This is a genomic window from Azospirillum sp. RU38E, assembly GCF_900188385.1.
Taxonomy (GTDB): Bacteria; Pseudomonadota; Alphaproteobacteria; order Azospirillales; family Azospirillaceae; genus Niveispirillum.
The window spans coordinates 694,186-707,899 of record NZ_FZOI01000001.1; the positions used below are offsets into that span (position 1 = coordinate 694,186).

Consider the following 13,714-nt stretch of genomic DNA (forward strand, 5'->3'; position numbering starts at 1 on the left):
GGGGGGTCAGCCCGCCTCTTCTGCCTCCCCCGCATCCTCACCCCAGCGACGCACCCGGCCGCTATCCAGGTCGAACAGGTCCAGCACGCGGCCCAGCGTGTGGTCCACCATCTCCTCCAGGCTCTGTGGCTTGGCATAGAAGGCGGGTACGGGCGGATAGACGATGGCCCCCATCTCCGTCGCCTGGGCCATGTTGCGGATATGGCCCAGATGCAGCGGCGTTTCCCGCAGCATCAACACCAGCCGCCGCCGTTCCTTCAGCACCACATCGGCGGCGCGCGTCAGCAGGGTGCTGGTGACCCCGCCGGAAATCTCCGCCAGGGTGCGCACCGAACAGGGGGCCACCACCATGCCCAGGGTGCGGAAACTGCCTGATGAAATGGCCGCCCCGATATCGGCCGGCGAATAGGCGACATCGGCCAGGGCCCGCACCTCCGCCGCCTTCAGCCCTGTTTCATGCGCAAGGGTCACCTCGGCAGACCTGCTCATAACGAGGTGGGTTTCAACCCCGATGCGGCGTAGAGTTTCAAGCAGGCGAATGCCGTAAATCACCCCGGAAGCACCGCTGATCCCGACAACAAGCCGGGGTCTGCTGCGCGTTTGCGGGCTGCTGATAAGACCGGGCGAACCGGTCGCGTCGTGGGATGAATGGGCCATGGGAGGTGATGTAGCGCTGACACCGTGCTTCGTCCAGCGCGGCATTTCATCCCTTTAAAAGTCACCGACCCTAACCCTTATTTACGATGGCCAAGTTGCGGTTTCGTGTCAGGATGAAGTCCGGCACCATGGCAACGGGTGCCGGAGCAAGAAAGCGGAAGGGGACGCCCCCTTTGCCGGGTCATCCCCGACAGGAGCACATAGAGCAGGTAAAGCAGGCAGTCCAACCCATCCATCAGCAATTTTAGGAGGGACTTGATGTTGTTTCCCGAGCGCGTGGAATCGCTTCGCATGAAACATGAAAGCCTGGATCGCGAGGTGCGGATGGAAAGCCGCCGGCCCCTGCCGGACAGTACCGTGCTGAAAATGCTGAAACTGGAGAAATTGCGGGTGAAGGAGGAGATGGAACGCCTGGGCCGCGCCTGAGCGCTGCGGCCTTGCCCGCCTTGAACAGTGATGGCGGCCGGATGTTCCGGCCGTCATTTTATTTTACACCATTGGTCAAGTTCTTGACCAATGGCACGGCGGCGACTGCCGCCGCGCGGCACGTGCCGCGTAGCCAAGCCGCCGGATGGCGGCGCCCGGCGACTGAGGGCGAACGCACACACCAAGAGCCATGCGTCACGCCCCTTGGGATCAGTCAGGCACCAGATCAAAGGCGATGGTGATCCGGGGCGTTTCATCCTGGAAGGGCACGGTGCCGTGCCACATGAAACTGGGGAACAGCACTAGCCGCCCCGGCCTTGGCTGTACCGCGTGCAGGGCGGGCAAGCTGATCTCCGGCCCCAGATTGGGTACGCCGAAGGTCAGCCAGCCTTCCTGTCCGGCCTTGTCGGCCGCTGGCGGTACTTGCAGATAGAATACCCCGCTGATCCAGCCTTCCGGGTGGATATGGTGGGTGTGAAAGCCGCCATCGCGCAGGCGCGACGACCAGGAGCCGGCGAAGCGCACACCGCCCCGCCGCCGCCCGAAATAGGGATGGGCCGGGTCCGCCGGCATGGCCGCCACATAGGCCTGCACCTGCGCCAAGATCATCTCCCGCAGCGCTACCAGGGGCGGATCATGGCGGAAGGCGAACAGGTTGGCGCTGGTCTGGGTGCCCCGGCGCAGGGTCAGGTGGATCGGCTCATTCACCGTATCATGCAGCCGGTTCAGCACCGCCAGCGCATCGGCCAGAAACTGCTCCCTATCGGCCCAGCCGGCGGGGGTGGGCAGGTCGAAAACCCCGACGCAGCGATCAATGGCCGCCCGCTCCGCCAGGGCCGTCGGGTCGGCCAGCCGGTCCAATGTGGCCAGCAGGGCGATGGCATGTTGGTCATAAGGGTCCAGGGCCAGGCTGCGGCTTGCTGCCTCCCGCGCGGCCGCCACCTCCCCCTGCCGGGTCAGCGCCACGGCCAGATCGTTCCAGAGCGGCTTGTCCTGCGGCAAGCGGGCGGTCAAGGCGCGCAGGATCGGCGTCGCCTCTGCCAGATGCCCGGCGCGCAGCAGCAAATCCGCCCGCCGCCGCTGCAGGGCCGGATCGTCCGGGGCCAACGTCACGGCCCTGGCGCTGTTGGCCAGTGCCTCTTCCCCCCGGCCGAATTCCGCCTGGATGCCGGCGGCAATATCCAGGGCGGTCGGATGATCCGGCCATTGCCGCAGCATCTGGTCGACCGCCTGGAACAGGTCCGCCGTGCGGCCCAGGGTCCACAGCCGGCGGGCAAGATTGCGATGGGCATCGCGGTCAAAGGCATCGCGGCGCAGCACCTCGCGCAGCGCGCCGATGCTTTCCTCATAATGGCCCAGATCGCTCAGCACATTGGCGAGATTGAGCCAGGGTTCTTTCTGGGCCGAGGCCAGGGCGACAGCGCGGCGGCAGATGGGTTCGGCCTCCGAGTAACGGTGCTGGCCACGCAGGGTGAGGGCGAGGTTGTTCAGCGCGATGATATTATCCGGGGCCAGGGCCAGCACCTGCCGGTTCGCCGCCTCCGCCGCTGCCAGCCGACCCTGTCCGAACAGGATCAAGGCCAGCAGTTGCAGGCTGGGCAGATGCTGGCCGCCCCGCGACAGGCTGGCCTGCACGGCCTTTTCGGCCTCTGCCAGCTTTCCCAGGGCGTGGAGTGACTTGGCGCGATGATAAAGATAATCTTGGTTGCCCGGTGCCAGCGCCAGGGCCGCATCGTAGCAGGCAAGCGCATCGGCCGGCCGTCCTTCCGCCAGATGCAGATTGCCCAGATTGCTCAACACATTGGGCTGGCGGCGGTTGATCTTCAGCGACTTTTCCATGAAGTCGCGCGCCGCCGCCATCTGTCCGGCCTGCTTGGCCAGCAGACCCAGCAGTTGCAGTGCGTCAGCATTGCGCGGGTCCAGGGCTAGCACCTGCCGATAGGTCTGTTCCGCCAGCGCCGCCTGCCCCTGGCGCTGCGCCGTCAGCCCCGCCTGCAGCAAAGCGGGAATGGCACCGGCGGGCGGAGGGGCGGGACGGCGAAACATGGGGGGGCCAATTCAAAGTGGAAATATCGTCATGGTAACGTTCAGCCGCGCCGGGTCAAGCCGGCGTGGCGACGGGTGATGCCCCCTGTGCGCGGCGCCACTGTCAGCGACCGGTGCTTGATCCATCTTGCTGGCGGATCACGGACTTTCAGCCACGGGATTTATGGAAAAGATGACCCGCCGCGCCGCCCTTGCCGGGCTTGCCGTTGCCAGCATGGCGGCCAACCGCGCTGCCGCCCATCCGCCATCCGATCATTTTGATGGCAAACGCTTCTTCAACCCCGGTGTGGCGGAGCGGGAGAAGAGCCTGGGCGATCTCTGGCGCTGGATGCGGGAGCGACAACCAACCCCCTGGCCGGACTGGATTGAAAACCAGCCCTGGCCCAAGCCGGGGCCGGTGGCGCAGACGGCCCTGTCCGTCACCTTCATCGGCCATGCCTGTTTTCTGATCGGCATTGGCGGGCGCTGGTTCATCACCGATCCCGTCTATGCCGACCGTGCCAGCCCGGTGCCCTTTGCCGGGCCGAAACGGGTTCGCGCACCGGGCCTCTCCTTCGATGATCTGCCGGTGCTGGATGGCATCCTGGTCAGCCATAATCATTATGATCATCTGGACCGGGCCAGTTTGCGTGAATTAAACCGGCGCTTCCAGGCCCCGGTCGTCACCAGCCTGGGTAATCGCGCGCTGATCCAGGCCAGCGGGCCGCAGCAGGTGACGGAACTGGACTGGTGGCAGTCCCACCCTCTGGCGGGGGTGAGTGTCACCTATGTCCCGGCGCAGCATTTTTCCGCCCGTGGCCCGTTTGACCGGAACGAGACGCTGTGGGGTGGCTTTGTGCTGCAGGCGGCTGGCCGCACGCTCTATTTCTGTGGCGACAGCGGCTATTGCCCGCATTTCAAGGAGATCGGGCGGCGCTTTCCCGGCATCGACCTCTCGCTGCTTCCCATTGGCGCCTATGAACCGCGCTGGTTCATGCGCACCCAGCATGTGAACCCGGCAGAGGCGGTGCAGGCCCATCTGGATCTGGGCAGCCGCCGCAGCATCGGGATGCATTTTGGCACCTTCGCCGGGCTGACCGATGAAGGGATCGACGATCCCGTTATCGCCCTGGCTGCCGCCCGGCAGGCCAAGGGGCTGGGTGAACAGGATTTCGGCGTGCTGGCGGTGGGGCAGACCCTGGTTCTGTGATCAGCAATGCCCGGATGGCGTATGGACGCCACCGGGCAAACGCGATAGGGCGGGGATTACCGAAGAACAACAATCCCCAGGTCGCCCCATGCGTCCCCTGTTGCCCGCCCTTGCCCTGCTGGCCACCGCCATCATCACGCCGGCCGCCCTTGCCGATGCCGCTTCGGTGGAGGAGATTATCGTCACCGCCCGGATGCGTGCGGAAGATCCGCAAAAGGTGCCGGCCAGCCTGATCGTGCTGGATGCGGCCATCCTTGATCGCGCCGGGATCAGCAGCATTGCCAGCATCGCCAGCCATGCGCCGGGGCTGGTGGTCAGCGATCCGTTCGGGCGCTTCAACCCGGCGCCGGCCATGCGGGGCCTGTCGCAGCCGGGTACGGGGGATGAGCCGTCGGTCGGCTTCTTCCTGGATGGCGTCTATATCTCCGGCCGCAGCTCCATCAATATGTTCCTGGCCGATCTGGCGCGGGTGGAGGTGTTGAAGGGGCCGCAGAACGCCCTGTTCGGCCGCAACAGTTTCGGCGGTGCGGTCAATCTGGTCACCAACCCGCCGGGGGAGGAGACAGAGGGCAGCCTGGAACTGACCGCCGGTGCCAAGGACCGGCGGGAGGCGACGGGGGCCGTCAGCGGGGCCCTGGTGCCGGGCAAGCTGTCGGCCCGGCTGAATGTGGCGCACAAGGAATATGGCGGCTTTTATAAGAACAGCGTGGCGGACGGGCCGGAGATCGGGTCGGAACAATCGACCTCCGCCGCCCTGACCCTGCGGGCCACCCCGACAGACCGGCTGGAGGCGACGTTACGCCTGCTGACCGCGCGCGACCGCGACGACCAGCCCAAGGGCTATTATCTGGCCACCAATTGCCAGCCGCGGGCCGGCACGGTTGCCCTGTCGCAATATTGCGGGGAAATCCCGGAATATCAGGGGGCGTTCGCTGCCAACGCCCAGCACACAGGTTTCATGCGCGATGCCCAACGCGCCGCCCTGACGGCGCGCTACAGTGCCGACGCGGTGGAAGTGACCAGCATCACCGCCATCGGGCAGGAGCGTAACGAGTTCAACCGCGATGATGATTACAGTGCCGCCCTGCTGTCCCGCGCCGGGCAACTGACCAAGCGCTGGGACGGGTCGCAGGAAATCCGCCTGCTGTCGCTGGATCAGGGGCAGGCGCTGACCTGGCTGCTGGGCGGCAGCCTCTACCGCTTTGATAACAGCACCTGGCGGCGCAATATCCAATATGTCCAGGGCCAGACCAGCCCGTCCGGCGTGGCCACCGACGCCCGCACCGACAGTGCCGCCCTTTATGGGTCGGCCACGCTGCGGCTGGGCCAGGGGTTGGCGGTGACCGGCGATCTGCGCTGGCAGCGCGATGCCAAGGATTTCGCCAGCACCGCCCGCAACGCCGCCGGCCAGCCTATCCGGCTGTCCGACCAATGGACCCTGTGGACGCCGCGCGTTCAGCTTTCCTGGCAGGCCAGCGACAATCTGCTGGCCTATGTCAGTGCGGCCAAGGGGATGAAATCCGGCGGCTTCAACGATATGGCCAATCTGTTCGATGCCGAACGCAGCTTCGGCCCGGAAAGCAACTGGACCTATGAGGCGGGCGTGAAATCCGTGTTGGCCGATGGCCGCCTCACCGCCAATGCCGCCTTGTTCCATATCGATTGGCGCCGGCAGCAGGTGGTGGCGGCATCCACGGCGGGGTTGCTGAATAATTTCTACACCAACAATGCCGGGCGCAGCCGGTCACGCGGGCTGGAACTGGAGCTGACGGCGCGGCCGCTGGAAGGGCTGGACCTGCACGGGGCCTATAGTTTCATTGATGCCGAATTCCGGGATTATGCTGATCCGGATTACCGCGACATCCCGGCCTTTGCGGCGGTGGGTGGGCAGATTGGCGGGCTGGCCCTGCCGCGCCAGTCCCGCCATCAATTGGCCCTGGGGGCCGATTACCGGGCCGACCTGCCGCTGGATGATCTGGCAGGCTTTGCCGGGGGCGAATGGCTGTGGCAGTCGCGGCAATATGCGGAGAATTCCAACCTGTCCTGGGTGCCGGCCGACAGCAAGATCAACCTGTGGACCGGGCTGGAGAAGGGCGCCTATCGCCTGACCTTCAAGCTGCAGAACCTGCTGGATGAACGCAACCCGCTGGTCGCCGTCCGCTTCTCCCGCCCCACGGCGGCGGGCTTCACCCGCGCCTGGTTGGTGACGCCGGCGGATGGGCGGACCTGGACCCTGTCGCTGCGGGCGCGGATTTAGAGCGGATTTCTCGAGAGCCAGCTGCGTTCGACTGAACGCAGCTGGCTCAAGAATGGCGCCTTTGCCGCACCACTGGAAAACCCATTGATTTCAATGGGGCGCCACCTTGGCGGCAAGGCGGTTGGTGTTTTATTGACTTGGAAAGGATTTTATTTTATTTTCAATATGTTAAATGTCGTTCCTGTCTGTGTGGGAGTACTTTCTTGTCCGATCAACTGACCTGCCCCGCCTGTTCTTCCGAACATGTTTATCAAGATGGCAGCCTGTGGATGTGCCCGGAATGCGGGCATGAATGGAACCCGGAAACTGCCAGCGCGGAAGAGGTGGCGGATGGCGTGATCCGTGACGCCAACGGCAATGTGCTGGCCGATGGCGACACTGTCACCGTCATCAAGGATTTGAAAGTCAAGGGTTCGTCCCTGGTCATCAAGGGGGGGACCAAGGTCAAGGGCATCCGCCTGACGGATGGGGCCAATGGCCATAACATCGCCTGCAGGATCGATGGTATCGGGGCTATGGACCTGAAGTCGGAATTTGTGAAGAAAGCCTGAATCGACGGGCTGACGCGGGGGATTGCCCGGCGTCAGCCGTTGGTTTGCGAAGCGGCCCCATTTTGCCCAGGCAATGTTCAGGGGTTTGCTTTCAGAAACTACAGGCTGGCGTCAAGCAGCTTTTGAAAAGCTTCCGCTTGTGTTGACCACCATCAAGGTGTGCCGGGTGAAGAAACGGACGGGCTGGGCTATCTAATCCCCTTCGGGACCCCAAGGATTACCAGCTTCAGGAAGAGCTGAAGCTGATCAAGAATAATGCGACCAATTTCGAAAAATTGAGCATTTTGATTGCCGATCTTCTTTGACCTCAGCCTTTTAATGAAGACTATCACTATTTCGTCTCCATTGACCATCCGGTGGACTGGGGCCGAGCCAGCGGTTTCAATTGGCGGATCGAACAGGATATTTTCATCCAGCGTAACTTCGCCTGATGGCACTCTTTGTCAAAGTGACGTTTGACACAGACGTCAGCGATGTTTCGTTAGATTGTCACTCCCGCGCAGGATGATAGCTGGTTGCCGCCTCTTGCCTTCGCGGTGGGGGCACGCTGGGTTGATCATCCCTGTTTTCGATGGCTTTTCCGGGCATCTGGCCCGCAAGCTGATTTAAAGAGGTTATCCCGTGCTGATTGAAAAGCTGAACTGGCGCTATGCCACCAAGAAGATGGACCCGGCCAAGGCTGTGCCGCAGGACAAGCTGGACCGAATTCTGGAGGCGATCCGCCTCACCCCCACCTCCAGCGGGCTGCAGCAGTTCGAAGTGCTGGTGGTGACCAACAAGGAAATCCGGGAGAAGATCAAGGCGATCGCCTGGAACCAGGGTCAGGTCACCGATGGTTCCCACCTGCTGGTCTTTGCCGCCTGGGATAATTACACCGCAGATCGCATCAACGGCATGTTCGATCTGGTGAACCAGGAACGTGGTTTCACCAATGAAGGCTGGGAAAATTACCGCCAGATGCTGCTGAATAACTATCCGCAGCGCGATCCGGAGGTGAATTTCCAACATGCCGCGCGTCAGGCCTATATTGCGTTGGGTCTGGCCATGACGGCCGCCGCCTTTGAAGGGGTGGACTGCACCCCGATGGAAGGGTTCGATCCGGCGGCTCTGGATGAAATTCTGGGCCTGCGGGCGCTGGGGCTGCGCTCGGCCGTGATCCTGCCGCTCGGCTATCGTGATCCGGCCGGCGACTGGCTGGTGAATCTGAAGAAGGTACGCCGCGCGGCCGCCCAGGTCTTCCGCTTCGTCGATTAATCCTTGTCGCGTGCGGGTCAGGGGCCGGGTTCCTTCCTTTAAGGGAAGGGGCCCGGCCCTTTTTCATGCCGGCAAGGCGGCCTCCCTGACATCGAAATCCCGGCGGGCCTGGCGGATGGCGTCATGATGTTGCTCCGCCCATCCGACCAGCGCCCCCAACGGGGCCAGGATGCCCTGCCCCAGGGGGGACAGGCGATATTCCACCGCCGGCGGCTTGGTGGGAAATACCTGTCGGATCAGCAGTCCGTCGCGTTCCAGATTGCGCAGCGACTGGGTCAACATGCGCTTGGAAATATCCGGCACGCAGCGATGCAACTGGCTGAAGCGCTGCGGCCCGTCGGCCAGGGTCAGCAGGATCAGGCTGCTCCATTTATCGCCGATCTGGTCCAGCACATCGCGCACCGGGCAATTGGCCAGGGAAAAGCCCAGCCGCTCCCAGCGCGCAAGGGCGCTCTCCGCTGTGGCGGGCCCCTGCTGCTGGGCAAGGTTCCCTTTTGGTAACCTGGGCATGGAAAACTGCCTCCTTCCGGGCTGCTTCAATGGTCTCTATTATAGACCAATCCTTGAACCGAGACCATAGAGGCGGTTTCATCATGAGCAATGCGCGTATTCTTGTTACTGGTGCCACCGGCCAGCTGGGCCGGCTGGTTGTGCAGTCGCTGCGGACCCTGGTGGGCGCCGACCGCATCATTGTCGCTGTGCGCGACCCGGCCAAGGCGGCCGATCTGGCCGCCGTCGGTGTGGAGGTGCGGGCCGCGGACTATAATCAGCCGGCCCAGCTGGCAACGGCCTTTGCCGGGGTTGACCGGGTGCTGCTGATCTCCTCTTCCGAGGTGGGGTCACGGGTGCCACAGCATCGCCATGTCATTGATGCGGCCGTGAAAGCCGGCGTGAAGCTGCTGGCCTATACCAGCCTGCTGCAGGGGGATGCCTCGCCTTTGCCGCTGAAGGCGGAACATGTGGCGACGGAGGCTTATCTGCAGGCCGCCGGCCTGCCCTTCGTGCTGCTGCGCAATGGCTGGTATACGGAGAATTATAACGGCTTCATCCCCTCCGCCCTGGAGCATGGCGCCCTGTTTGGTGCTGCGGGGGAGGGCCGGATTGCCGCCGCTGCACGCGCCGATTATGCCGAGGCGGCGGCCCGGGTGATCGCCGAAGGAGAGGCCCATGCCGGCAAGATTTACGAGCTGGCCGGTGACCAGCCTTTCACCCTGGCCGATTGGGCTGCCACCCTGGCCCAGGCTGCTGGCAAGCCTGTTGCTTACCAAAACCTGCCGGAAGCGGAATTTCGCGGTCTGCTGGTGAAGGTGGGACTGCCGGAACCGGTGGCCGACCTGCTGGCCAGTTCTGACGCCGGTGCGGCACAAGGCGGGCTGTTCGATGACAGCCACACGTTGAGCCGCCTGATCGGCCGCCCCACCACGTCCCTGGTCACTGTGCTGACGGCGGCGCTTGCGCGTTGAGTTACAGCAAGGCGAGCGTGCTGTTGTCATGCTCGCCGCCGCACCAACGGTCCAATGCCTGCTTAAACAGGGGTATGCCGTCGCCGCCCGCCCGTTCAAACAGGGTCATGCAGGATCGGAATTTCAGATCGTCAGGGGTACCGAACAGTTGGTGCAGGCTGTCGGCGGGGGCGCCCATCACAGCGGTCGTACAGGCGTACAGGCGTGCGCCCAATACCGGATGGCGCAGGTAGGCCTGCGCCTCAGCCAGATCGGCCAAGCCAAAGAACTGCGCGGTGGGGGAACGACCCAGGCCGCGCAGTTGTGGGAAAATGAACCACATCCAGTGGCTTTGTTTGGCGCCCGCCCGTATTTCAGCCAGCGCCCGATCGATCACCGGTTCCTGTGCATCCAGGAAACGCTGGGCATCGAAACTGCTCATCCCCTCTGCCTCCGCTTATCAAGGCGCCCCCCCCCGGTTGACAGCAGGGGCCAACCTGTGAAGACCTGGGCATGAAACGCCCGCTTTTACAGGGGCTGCAACAAGGAGCCTGTCAGGATATGAGCCGCCGCGTCACCCTTTATGGCATCAAGAATTGCGACACGATGAAGAAGGCCCGCACCTGGCTGGACAATGCCGGGGTTGCGTATGTGTTCCATGATTACAAGGCGTCAGGCATTGATCGCGCTATCCTGGAAGGCTGGGTGGCCTCCCTGGGCTGGGAGATTCTGTTGAATCGCGCTGGCACCACTTTTCGCAAGCTGCCAGAAGCAGCCCGCGAAGGGCTGGATCAGGAAAAGGCTGTGGCCCTGATGCTGGACCAGCCCTCCATGATCAAGCGGCCGGTGCTGGATATTGACGGCAAGCTGCTGGTTGGTTTCAAGCCGGAGAGCTATCAGGCGGCGCTGGGCTGAAATTGGCAGGTGATGGCAGGGCAAGCGGGCCTGCCATCACCGCGTTCCCCCAACCGATATCGTCGTCTGAAAGGAAACATCGCTGGGCTGTAGGCCGGCTCTCTCGGTTCGATATGCGCGAGGCGCATGGAATGCCCTGCTCTTCATGCGAACGAAGTGAGAACAAAGCGCTTGCCGTTCTTTGTTCGTTCTGACACTGTTCAGCCAGAACAGATGGAGGACAAGATGAAGCGTCTCGCCTATCTCCGTGATGTTGTCGCCCTGACGGGCTTTTTCGGCACGATGTATGCGTGGTTTGTCGTCGGCGCGCTTATTTAAGGTGCCGGACAGGCTGTGGTTTTGACGGAACGCAGGTCGTTCTAACTGGCGTCGATATGGGCGCGAACCGCAGCAAAGACGGTTTGGAACATTTCCGTCGTCAGCCGACCAGTATTGGTATTGTATCGGGAACAGTGATAGCTGTCGAACAGCGTCACGCCGGGCCGCAGCATATGCGTTGCCCCATGTCCAAAGCGGAAATGTGACGGGCGCAGACCAAAGGCGGTCAGCGTGCTGTTATGGGAAACTGTGCCCAGGGCGACCACGGCACGCAGCCGGGGCATGGCAGAAATTTCACCGACCAGGAACGGGCGGCAACTGGCGATTTCTGCCGGGGTGGGCTTGTTTTCCGGCGGAACGCAGCGTGCGGCGTTCGTCAGGCGGCAATCCAGCAGTTCCAATCCGTCATCCAGGCGGCGGTCATACTGACCACGGGCAAAGCCGTAACGGATCAGCGTGTCATAGAGCAGATCGCCGGCATAATCGCCGGTGAAGGGCCGGCCTGTCTGGTTGGCCCCGTGCAACCCCGGCGCCAGCCCCACAATCAGCAAACGTCCATCCAGCGTCCCGAAGGAGGGGACGGGGGCATTGTGGTAGCTGGGGAAGGTGGCCCGATTCGTCTGGCGGAATTCCGCCAGACGTGGGCAAAGACCGCAATCCCGGCCAGGGGCCGGGACACGGGAAGCAGCGGTGCTGACCATATGTAAAACGCTCAGTCCAGCGGATCGGGATGCTGATCGGGCTGCACCGAATGATCATCATGCGGGGCATGTTCCGCCGAGAGCGGAGCCTGCTGATAACGCGGCCCATGGCTGCGTTGGATGGAGGCGGAAAGATCCTGCAATTCCAGGAAATTATCCGCTTGCCGGCGCAGTTCGTCCGCCACCATCGGCGGCGTGGAGCGCACGGTGCTGATCACGGTGACGCGCACACCCTTGCGCTGCACCGCTTCCACCAGCCGACGGAAATCCCCGTCGCCGGAGAAGAGCAGGATATGGTCGACATGCTCGGCCATCTCCATGACATCGATCGCCAGTTCGATGTCCATATTGCCTTTGATCTTGCGGCGGCCAGACGCGTCGGTGAATTCCTTGGTCGGCTTGGTGACCATGGTGTAGCCATTATAATCCAGCCAATCGACCAGCGGCCGGATCGGCGAATATTCCTGGTCTTCGACCAAGGCCGTGTAATAGAAGGCGCGGATCAAGCGCCCTTCGGCGGCAAACAGTTCCAGCAAACGCTTGTAATCAATGTCAAAGCCCAGGGACCGGGCAGCGGCGTAAAGGTTGGCGCCGTCGATGAACATCGCCAGCCGTTCCTGTTGGTAGAAAATCTTTCGTGCCATTTCTTCCTCGGCAAATTGATCGTGAACAAAACACAGGCGGAATATTGTGTTCCCACCAGAAGGGATGGGGCCTTGAAATCCGCATCAGCCATGTGGGAGCGACAGGCCCCGAAAGCCAGACCTCTCCCCCATTTTTGCGGCATAACGGGCAGGGCTGCCCAGAATGCGCGTTCCCTGTATGGCAGTTTCTGGCACCCTATGCCATCACCACGTTGTCAGCAAGCGCCGTTATGTAAATGTCGGCAGATGCCGGCGCGATATTACAAAGACCATGGAATTGCCACGTGATTTTCATTGGTATCGGTTCCAATCTCAGTTCCGGTTCGGGTGCGCCCGCGCAAACCTGCCGTCAGGCGCTGGATCGGCTGCAAGAACAGGGGGTGCGGATTCTCGCCCTCTCCCGCTTTTATGAATCCGCCCCGGTGCCGGTTTCGGATCAGCCCTGGTTTGTCAATGCAGTAGCGGCATTGGACACCGATCTGGCCGCCGGCGAGTTGCTGGCCTTGATGCATCAGGTGGAGGCGGCGTTCGGGCGGCAACGGCGCGTGGTCAATGAGGCGCGGACGCTGGATATGGATTTGATTGACTACAATGGTGTGTGTCAGGTGGGTCCGCCGATATTGCCCCACCCGCGTGCAGCAGAACGGGCCTTCGTTCTGCTGCCGCTGCGGGAGCTGGCGCCCGATTGGCGTGATCCCGTCAGCGGTCGGTCGATTGATGATCTGATCGCCCATCTGCCGCCGGGGCAATTGATTCGTCCCCTGGTCGGGGAGTGATCCCGGCCCGCCAAATTGGGGGCGGGTGGCTGCCTTGTTCGCGCGGTGGGGGAGGGTGTCTTGCAATGCAGCGGACAGCCCTTTATAAATGAAAGCTTCCATGTGGCTGGAGTGTCGTTGGAATGGCCCGCGTTACCGTTGAAGATTGCGTCGAAAGAATCCCGAATCGTTTTGAGCTGGTGATGATGGCCGCTCAGCGCGCCCGTGACATCGCGTCCGGCTCGCAGCTGACCATTGACCGCGACAACGACAAGAATCCCGTTGTGGCCCTGCGTGAAATTGCCGATGAGACCGTTGTTCTGGAAAATCTCAAGAACAGCCTGATCAAGGGGCATCAGCGCGTTGCCGAGCAGGACGAGCCGGAAGAAGAAATCGTCGAGCTGATGGCCGGTGAGGCTGCCTGGGTTCAGGACGCCCCGCGTGCCGATGCTGGCGAAGATGATGATCTGGGCGCCGATTTCAGCGAAGGTGAGATTAACGCCGCCGATCTGGCCGACGAGGACCTCTAAGGGGCCGGACAACGCGAAAATGCAAGGTG

Annotated in this window: 15 protein-coding genes; 9 read left to right on the top strand and 6 right to left on the bottom strand. The window is 62.8% G+C overall.

All coding sequences use genetic code 11. From position 1 onward, the window contains the following. Nucleotides 1-6 precede the first annotated feature (6 nt). Nucleotides 7-657, bottom strand: a complete 651-nt coding sequence (locus CHB97_RS02930) for a UbiX family flavin prenyltransferase (protein ID WP_089286418.1) — start codon at nucleotides 655-657, stop codon at nucleotides 7-9. Nucleotides 658-948: 291 nt separating this feature from the next. On the opposite strand from CHB97_RS02930, the gene CHB97_RS02935 reads away from it, so the two are divergent. Beyond that, complete coding sequence (locus CHB97_RS02935; protein ID WP_347710428.1) at nucleotides 949-1,083, top strand: YdcH family protein; 135 nt, start codon at nucleotides 949-951, stop codon at nucleotides 1,081-1,083. 210 nt (nucleotides 1,084-1,293) lie between these two features. Here CHB97_RS02935 and CHB97_RS02940 read toward each other — a convergent pair whose 3' ends face one another. Next, entirely contained in the window at nucleotides 1,294-3,129 is a 1,836-nt protein-coding gene (locus tag CHB97_RS02940; protein WP_089286420.1) for a tetratricopeptide repeat protein, read from the bottom strand. A 172-nt stretch (nucleotides 3,130-3,301) separates the two neighbouring features. Between CHB97_RS02940 and CHB97_RS02945 the strand changes: the two genes are divergently transcribed. The 4 genes from CHB97_RS02945 (at nucleotide 3,302) to CHB97_RS02960 (ending at nucleotide 8,380) form a co-directional block, all read left to right on the top strand. Further along, complete coding sequence (locus CHB97_RS02945; RefSeq protein WP_244559356.1) at nucleotides 3,302-4,318, top strand: MBL fold metallo-hydrolase; 1,017 nt, start codon at nucleotides 3,302-3,304, stop codon at nucleotides 4,316-4,318. 88 nt (nucleotides 4,319-4,406) lie between these two features. Continuing rightward, the gene (locus tag CHB97_RS02950; RefSeq protein ID WP_160105506.1) at nucleotides 4,407-6,575 is read left to right on the top strand and encodes a TonB-dependent receptor; all 2,169 of its coding nucleotides are present in this window, start codon (nucleotides 4,407-4,409) and stop codon (nucleotides 6,573-6,575) included. Between the two features lie 203 nt (nucleotides 6,576-6,778). Then, on the top strand, nucleotides 6,779-7,126 hold the full coding sequence (locus tag CHB97_RS02955; RefSeq protein WP_089286422.1) for a zinc ribbon domain-containing protein YjdM: 348 nt from the start codon (nucleotides 6,779-6,781) through the stop codon (nucleotides 7,124-7,126). Nucleotides 7,127-7,747: 621 nt separating this feature from the next. Further along, nucleotides 7,748-8,380, top strand: a complete 633-nt coding sequence (locus tag CHB97_RS02960; RefSeq protein WP_089286423.1) for an NAD(P)H-dependent oxidoreductase — start codon at nucleotides 7,748-7,750, stop codon at nucleotides 8,378-8,380. Between the two features lie 63 nt (nucleotides 8,381-8,443). On the opposite strand, the gene CHB97_RS02965 is transcribed toward CHB97_RS02960, so the two are convergent. Continuing rightward, on the bottom strand, nucleotides 8,444-8,890 hold the full coding sequence (locus tag CHB97_RS02965; RefSeq protein WP_089286424.1) for a helix-turn-helix domain-containing protein: 447 nt from the start codon (nucleotides 8,888-8,890) through the stop codon (nucleotides 8,444-8,446). Nucleotides 8,891-8,973: 83 nt separating this feature from the next. Here CHB97_RS02965 and CHB97_RS02970 point away from each other — a divergent pair, with 83 nt between their 5' ends. Next, nucleotides 8,974-9,843 carry an SDR family oxidoreductase gene (locus CHB97_RS02970; protein WP_089286425.1) on the top strand — a complete coding sequence of 290 codons (870 nt, stop codon included), beginning with the start codon at nucleotides 8,974-8,976 and terminating at the stop codon, nucleotides 9,841-9,843. Between the two features lies 1 nt (nucleotide 9,844). Here the strand turns inward: CHB97_RS02970 and CHB97_RS02975 are convergent, their stop codons facing one another. Continuing rightward, nucleotides 9,845-10,264, bottom strand: coding sequence for a DUF1810 domain-containing protein (locus CHB97_RS02975; RefSeq protein ID WP_089286426.1), 420 nt, complete (start codon nucleotides 10,262-10,264; stop codon nucleotides 9,845-9,847). 119 nt (nucleotides 10,265-10,383) lie between these two features. Here CHB97_RS02975 and CHB97_RS02980 point away from each other — a divergent pair, with 119 nt between their 5' ends. Continuing rightward, nucleotides 10,384-10,737 (top strand): ArsC family reductase, encoded by a 354-nt coding sequence (locus tag CHB97_RS02980; protein ID WP_089286427.1) that lies wholly within the window; start codon nucleotides 10,384-10,386, stop codon nucleotides 10,735-10,737. 359 nt (nucleotides 10,738-11,096) lie between these two features. Here the strand turns inward: CHB97_RS02980 and CHB97_RS02985 are convergent, their stop codons facing one another. Both CHB97_RS02985 and CHB97_RS02990 read right to left on the bottom strand, forming a co-directional pair. Then, the gene (locus CHB97_RS02985; RefSeq protein ID WP_089286428.1) at nucleotides 11,097-11,756 is read right to left on the bottom strand and encodes a uracil-DNA glycosylase; all 660 of its coding nucleotides are present in this window, start codon (nucleotides 11,754-11,756) and stop codon (nucleotides 11,097-11,099) included. Nucleotides 11,757-11,767: 11 nt separating this feature from the next. Next, nucleotides 11,768-12,400, bottom strand: coding sequence for an NYN domain-containing protein (locus CHB97_RS02990; protein WP_153202183.1), 633 nt, complete (start codon nucleotides 12,398-12,400; stop codon nucleotides 11,768-11,770). Nucleotides 12,401-12,684: 284 nt separating this feature from the next. Between CHB97_RS02990 and folK the strand changes: the two genes are divergently transcribed. Together folK and rpoZ are read left to right on the top strand one after the other, a co-directional pair. Further along, on the top strand, nucleotides 12,685-13,176 hold the full coding sequence (gene folK / locus CHB97_RS02995; RefSeq protein WP_089286429.1) for a 2-amino-4-hydroxy-6-hydroxymethyldihydropteridine diphosphokinase: 492 nt from the start codon (nucleotides 12,685-12,687) through the stop codon (nucleotides 13,174-13,176). Between the two features lie 122 nt (nucleotides 13,177-13,298). Next, complete coding sequence (gene rpoZ / locus CHB97_RS03000; RefSeq protein ID WP_089286430.1) at nucleotides 13,299-13,685, top strand: DNA-directed RNA polymerase subunit omega; 387 nt, start codon at nucleotides 13,299-13,301, stop codon at nucleotides 13,683-13,685. The last annotated feature ends 29 nt before the right edge of the window (nucleotides 13,686-13,714 follow it).

Excerpts from the sequence above, each read along its gene's own strand:
- CHB97_RS02930 (WP_089286418.1), bottom strand. The coding sequence starts at position 657 with ATGGCCCATTCATCCCACGACGCGACCGGTTCGCCCGGTCTTATCAGC.
- CHB97_RS02965 (WP_089286424.1), bottom strand. The coding sequence starts at position 8,890 with ATGCCCAGGTTACCAAAAGGGAACCTTGCCCAGCAGCAGGGGCCCGCC.
- CHB97_RS02945 (WP_244559356.1), top strand. The coding sequence starts at position 3,302 with ATGACCCGCCGCGCCGCCCTTGCCGGGCTTGCCGTTGCCAGCATGGCG.
- CHB97_RS02990 (WP_153202183.1), bottom strand. The coding sequence starts at position 12,400 with ATGGCACGAAAGATTTTCTACCAACAGGAACGGCTGGCGATGTTCATC.
- CHB97_RS02985 (WP_089286428.1), bottom strand. The coding sequence starts at position 11,756 with ATGGTCAGCACCGCTGCTTCCCGTGTCCCGGCCCCTGGCCGGGATTGC.
- CHB97_RS02950 (WP_160105506.1), top strand. The coding sequence starts at position 4,407 with ATGCGTCCCCTGTTGCCCGCCCTTGCCCTGCTGGCCACCGCCATCATC.
- CHB97_RS02975 (WP_089286426.1), bottom strand. The coding sequence starts at position 10,264 with ATGAGCAGTTTCGATGCCCAGCGTTTCCTGGATGCACAGGAACCGGTG.
- CHB97_RS02970 (WP_089286425.1), top strand. The coding sequence starts at position 8,974 with ATGAGCAATGCGCGTATTCTTGTTACTGGTGCCACCGGCCAGCTGGGC.
- CHB97_RS02940 (WP_089286420.1), bottom strand. The coding sequence starts at position 3,129 with ATGTTTCGCCGTCCCGCCCCTCCGCCCGCCGGTGCCATTCCCGCTTTG.
- CHB97_RS02980 (WP_089286427.1), top strand. The coding sequence starts at position 10,384 with ATGAGCCGCCGCGTCACCCTTTATGGCATCAAGAATTGCGACACGATG.
- CHB97_RS02935 (WP_347710428.1), top strand. The coding sequence starts at position 949 with ATGAAACATGAAAGCCTGGATCGCGAGGTGCGGATGGAAAGCCGCCGG.
- rpoZ (WP_089286430.1), top strand. The coding sequence starts at position 13,299 with ATGGCCCGCGTTACCGTTGAAGATTGCGTCGAAAGAATCCCGAATCGT.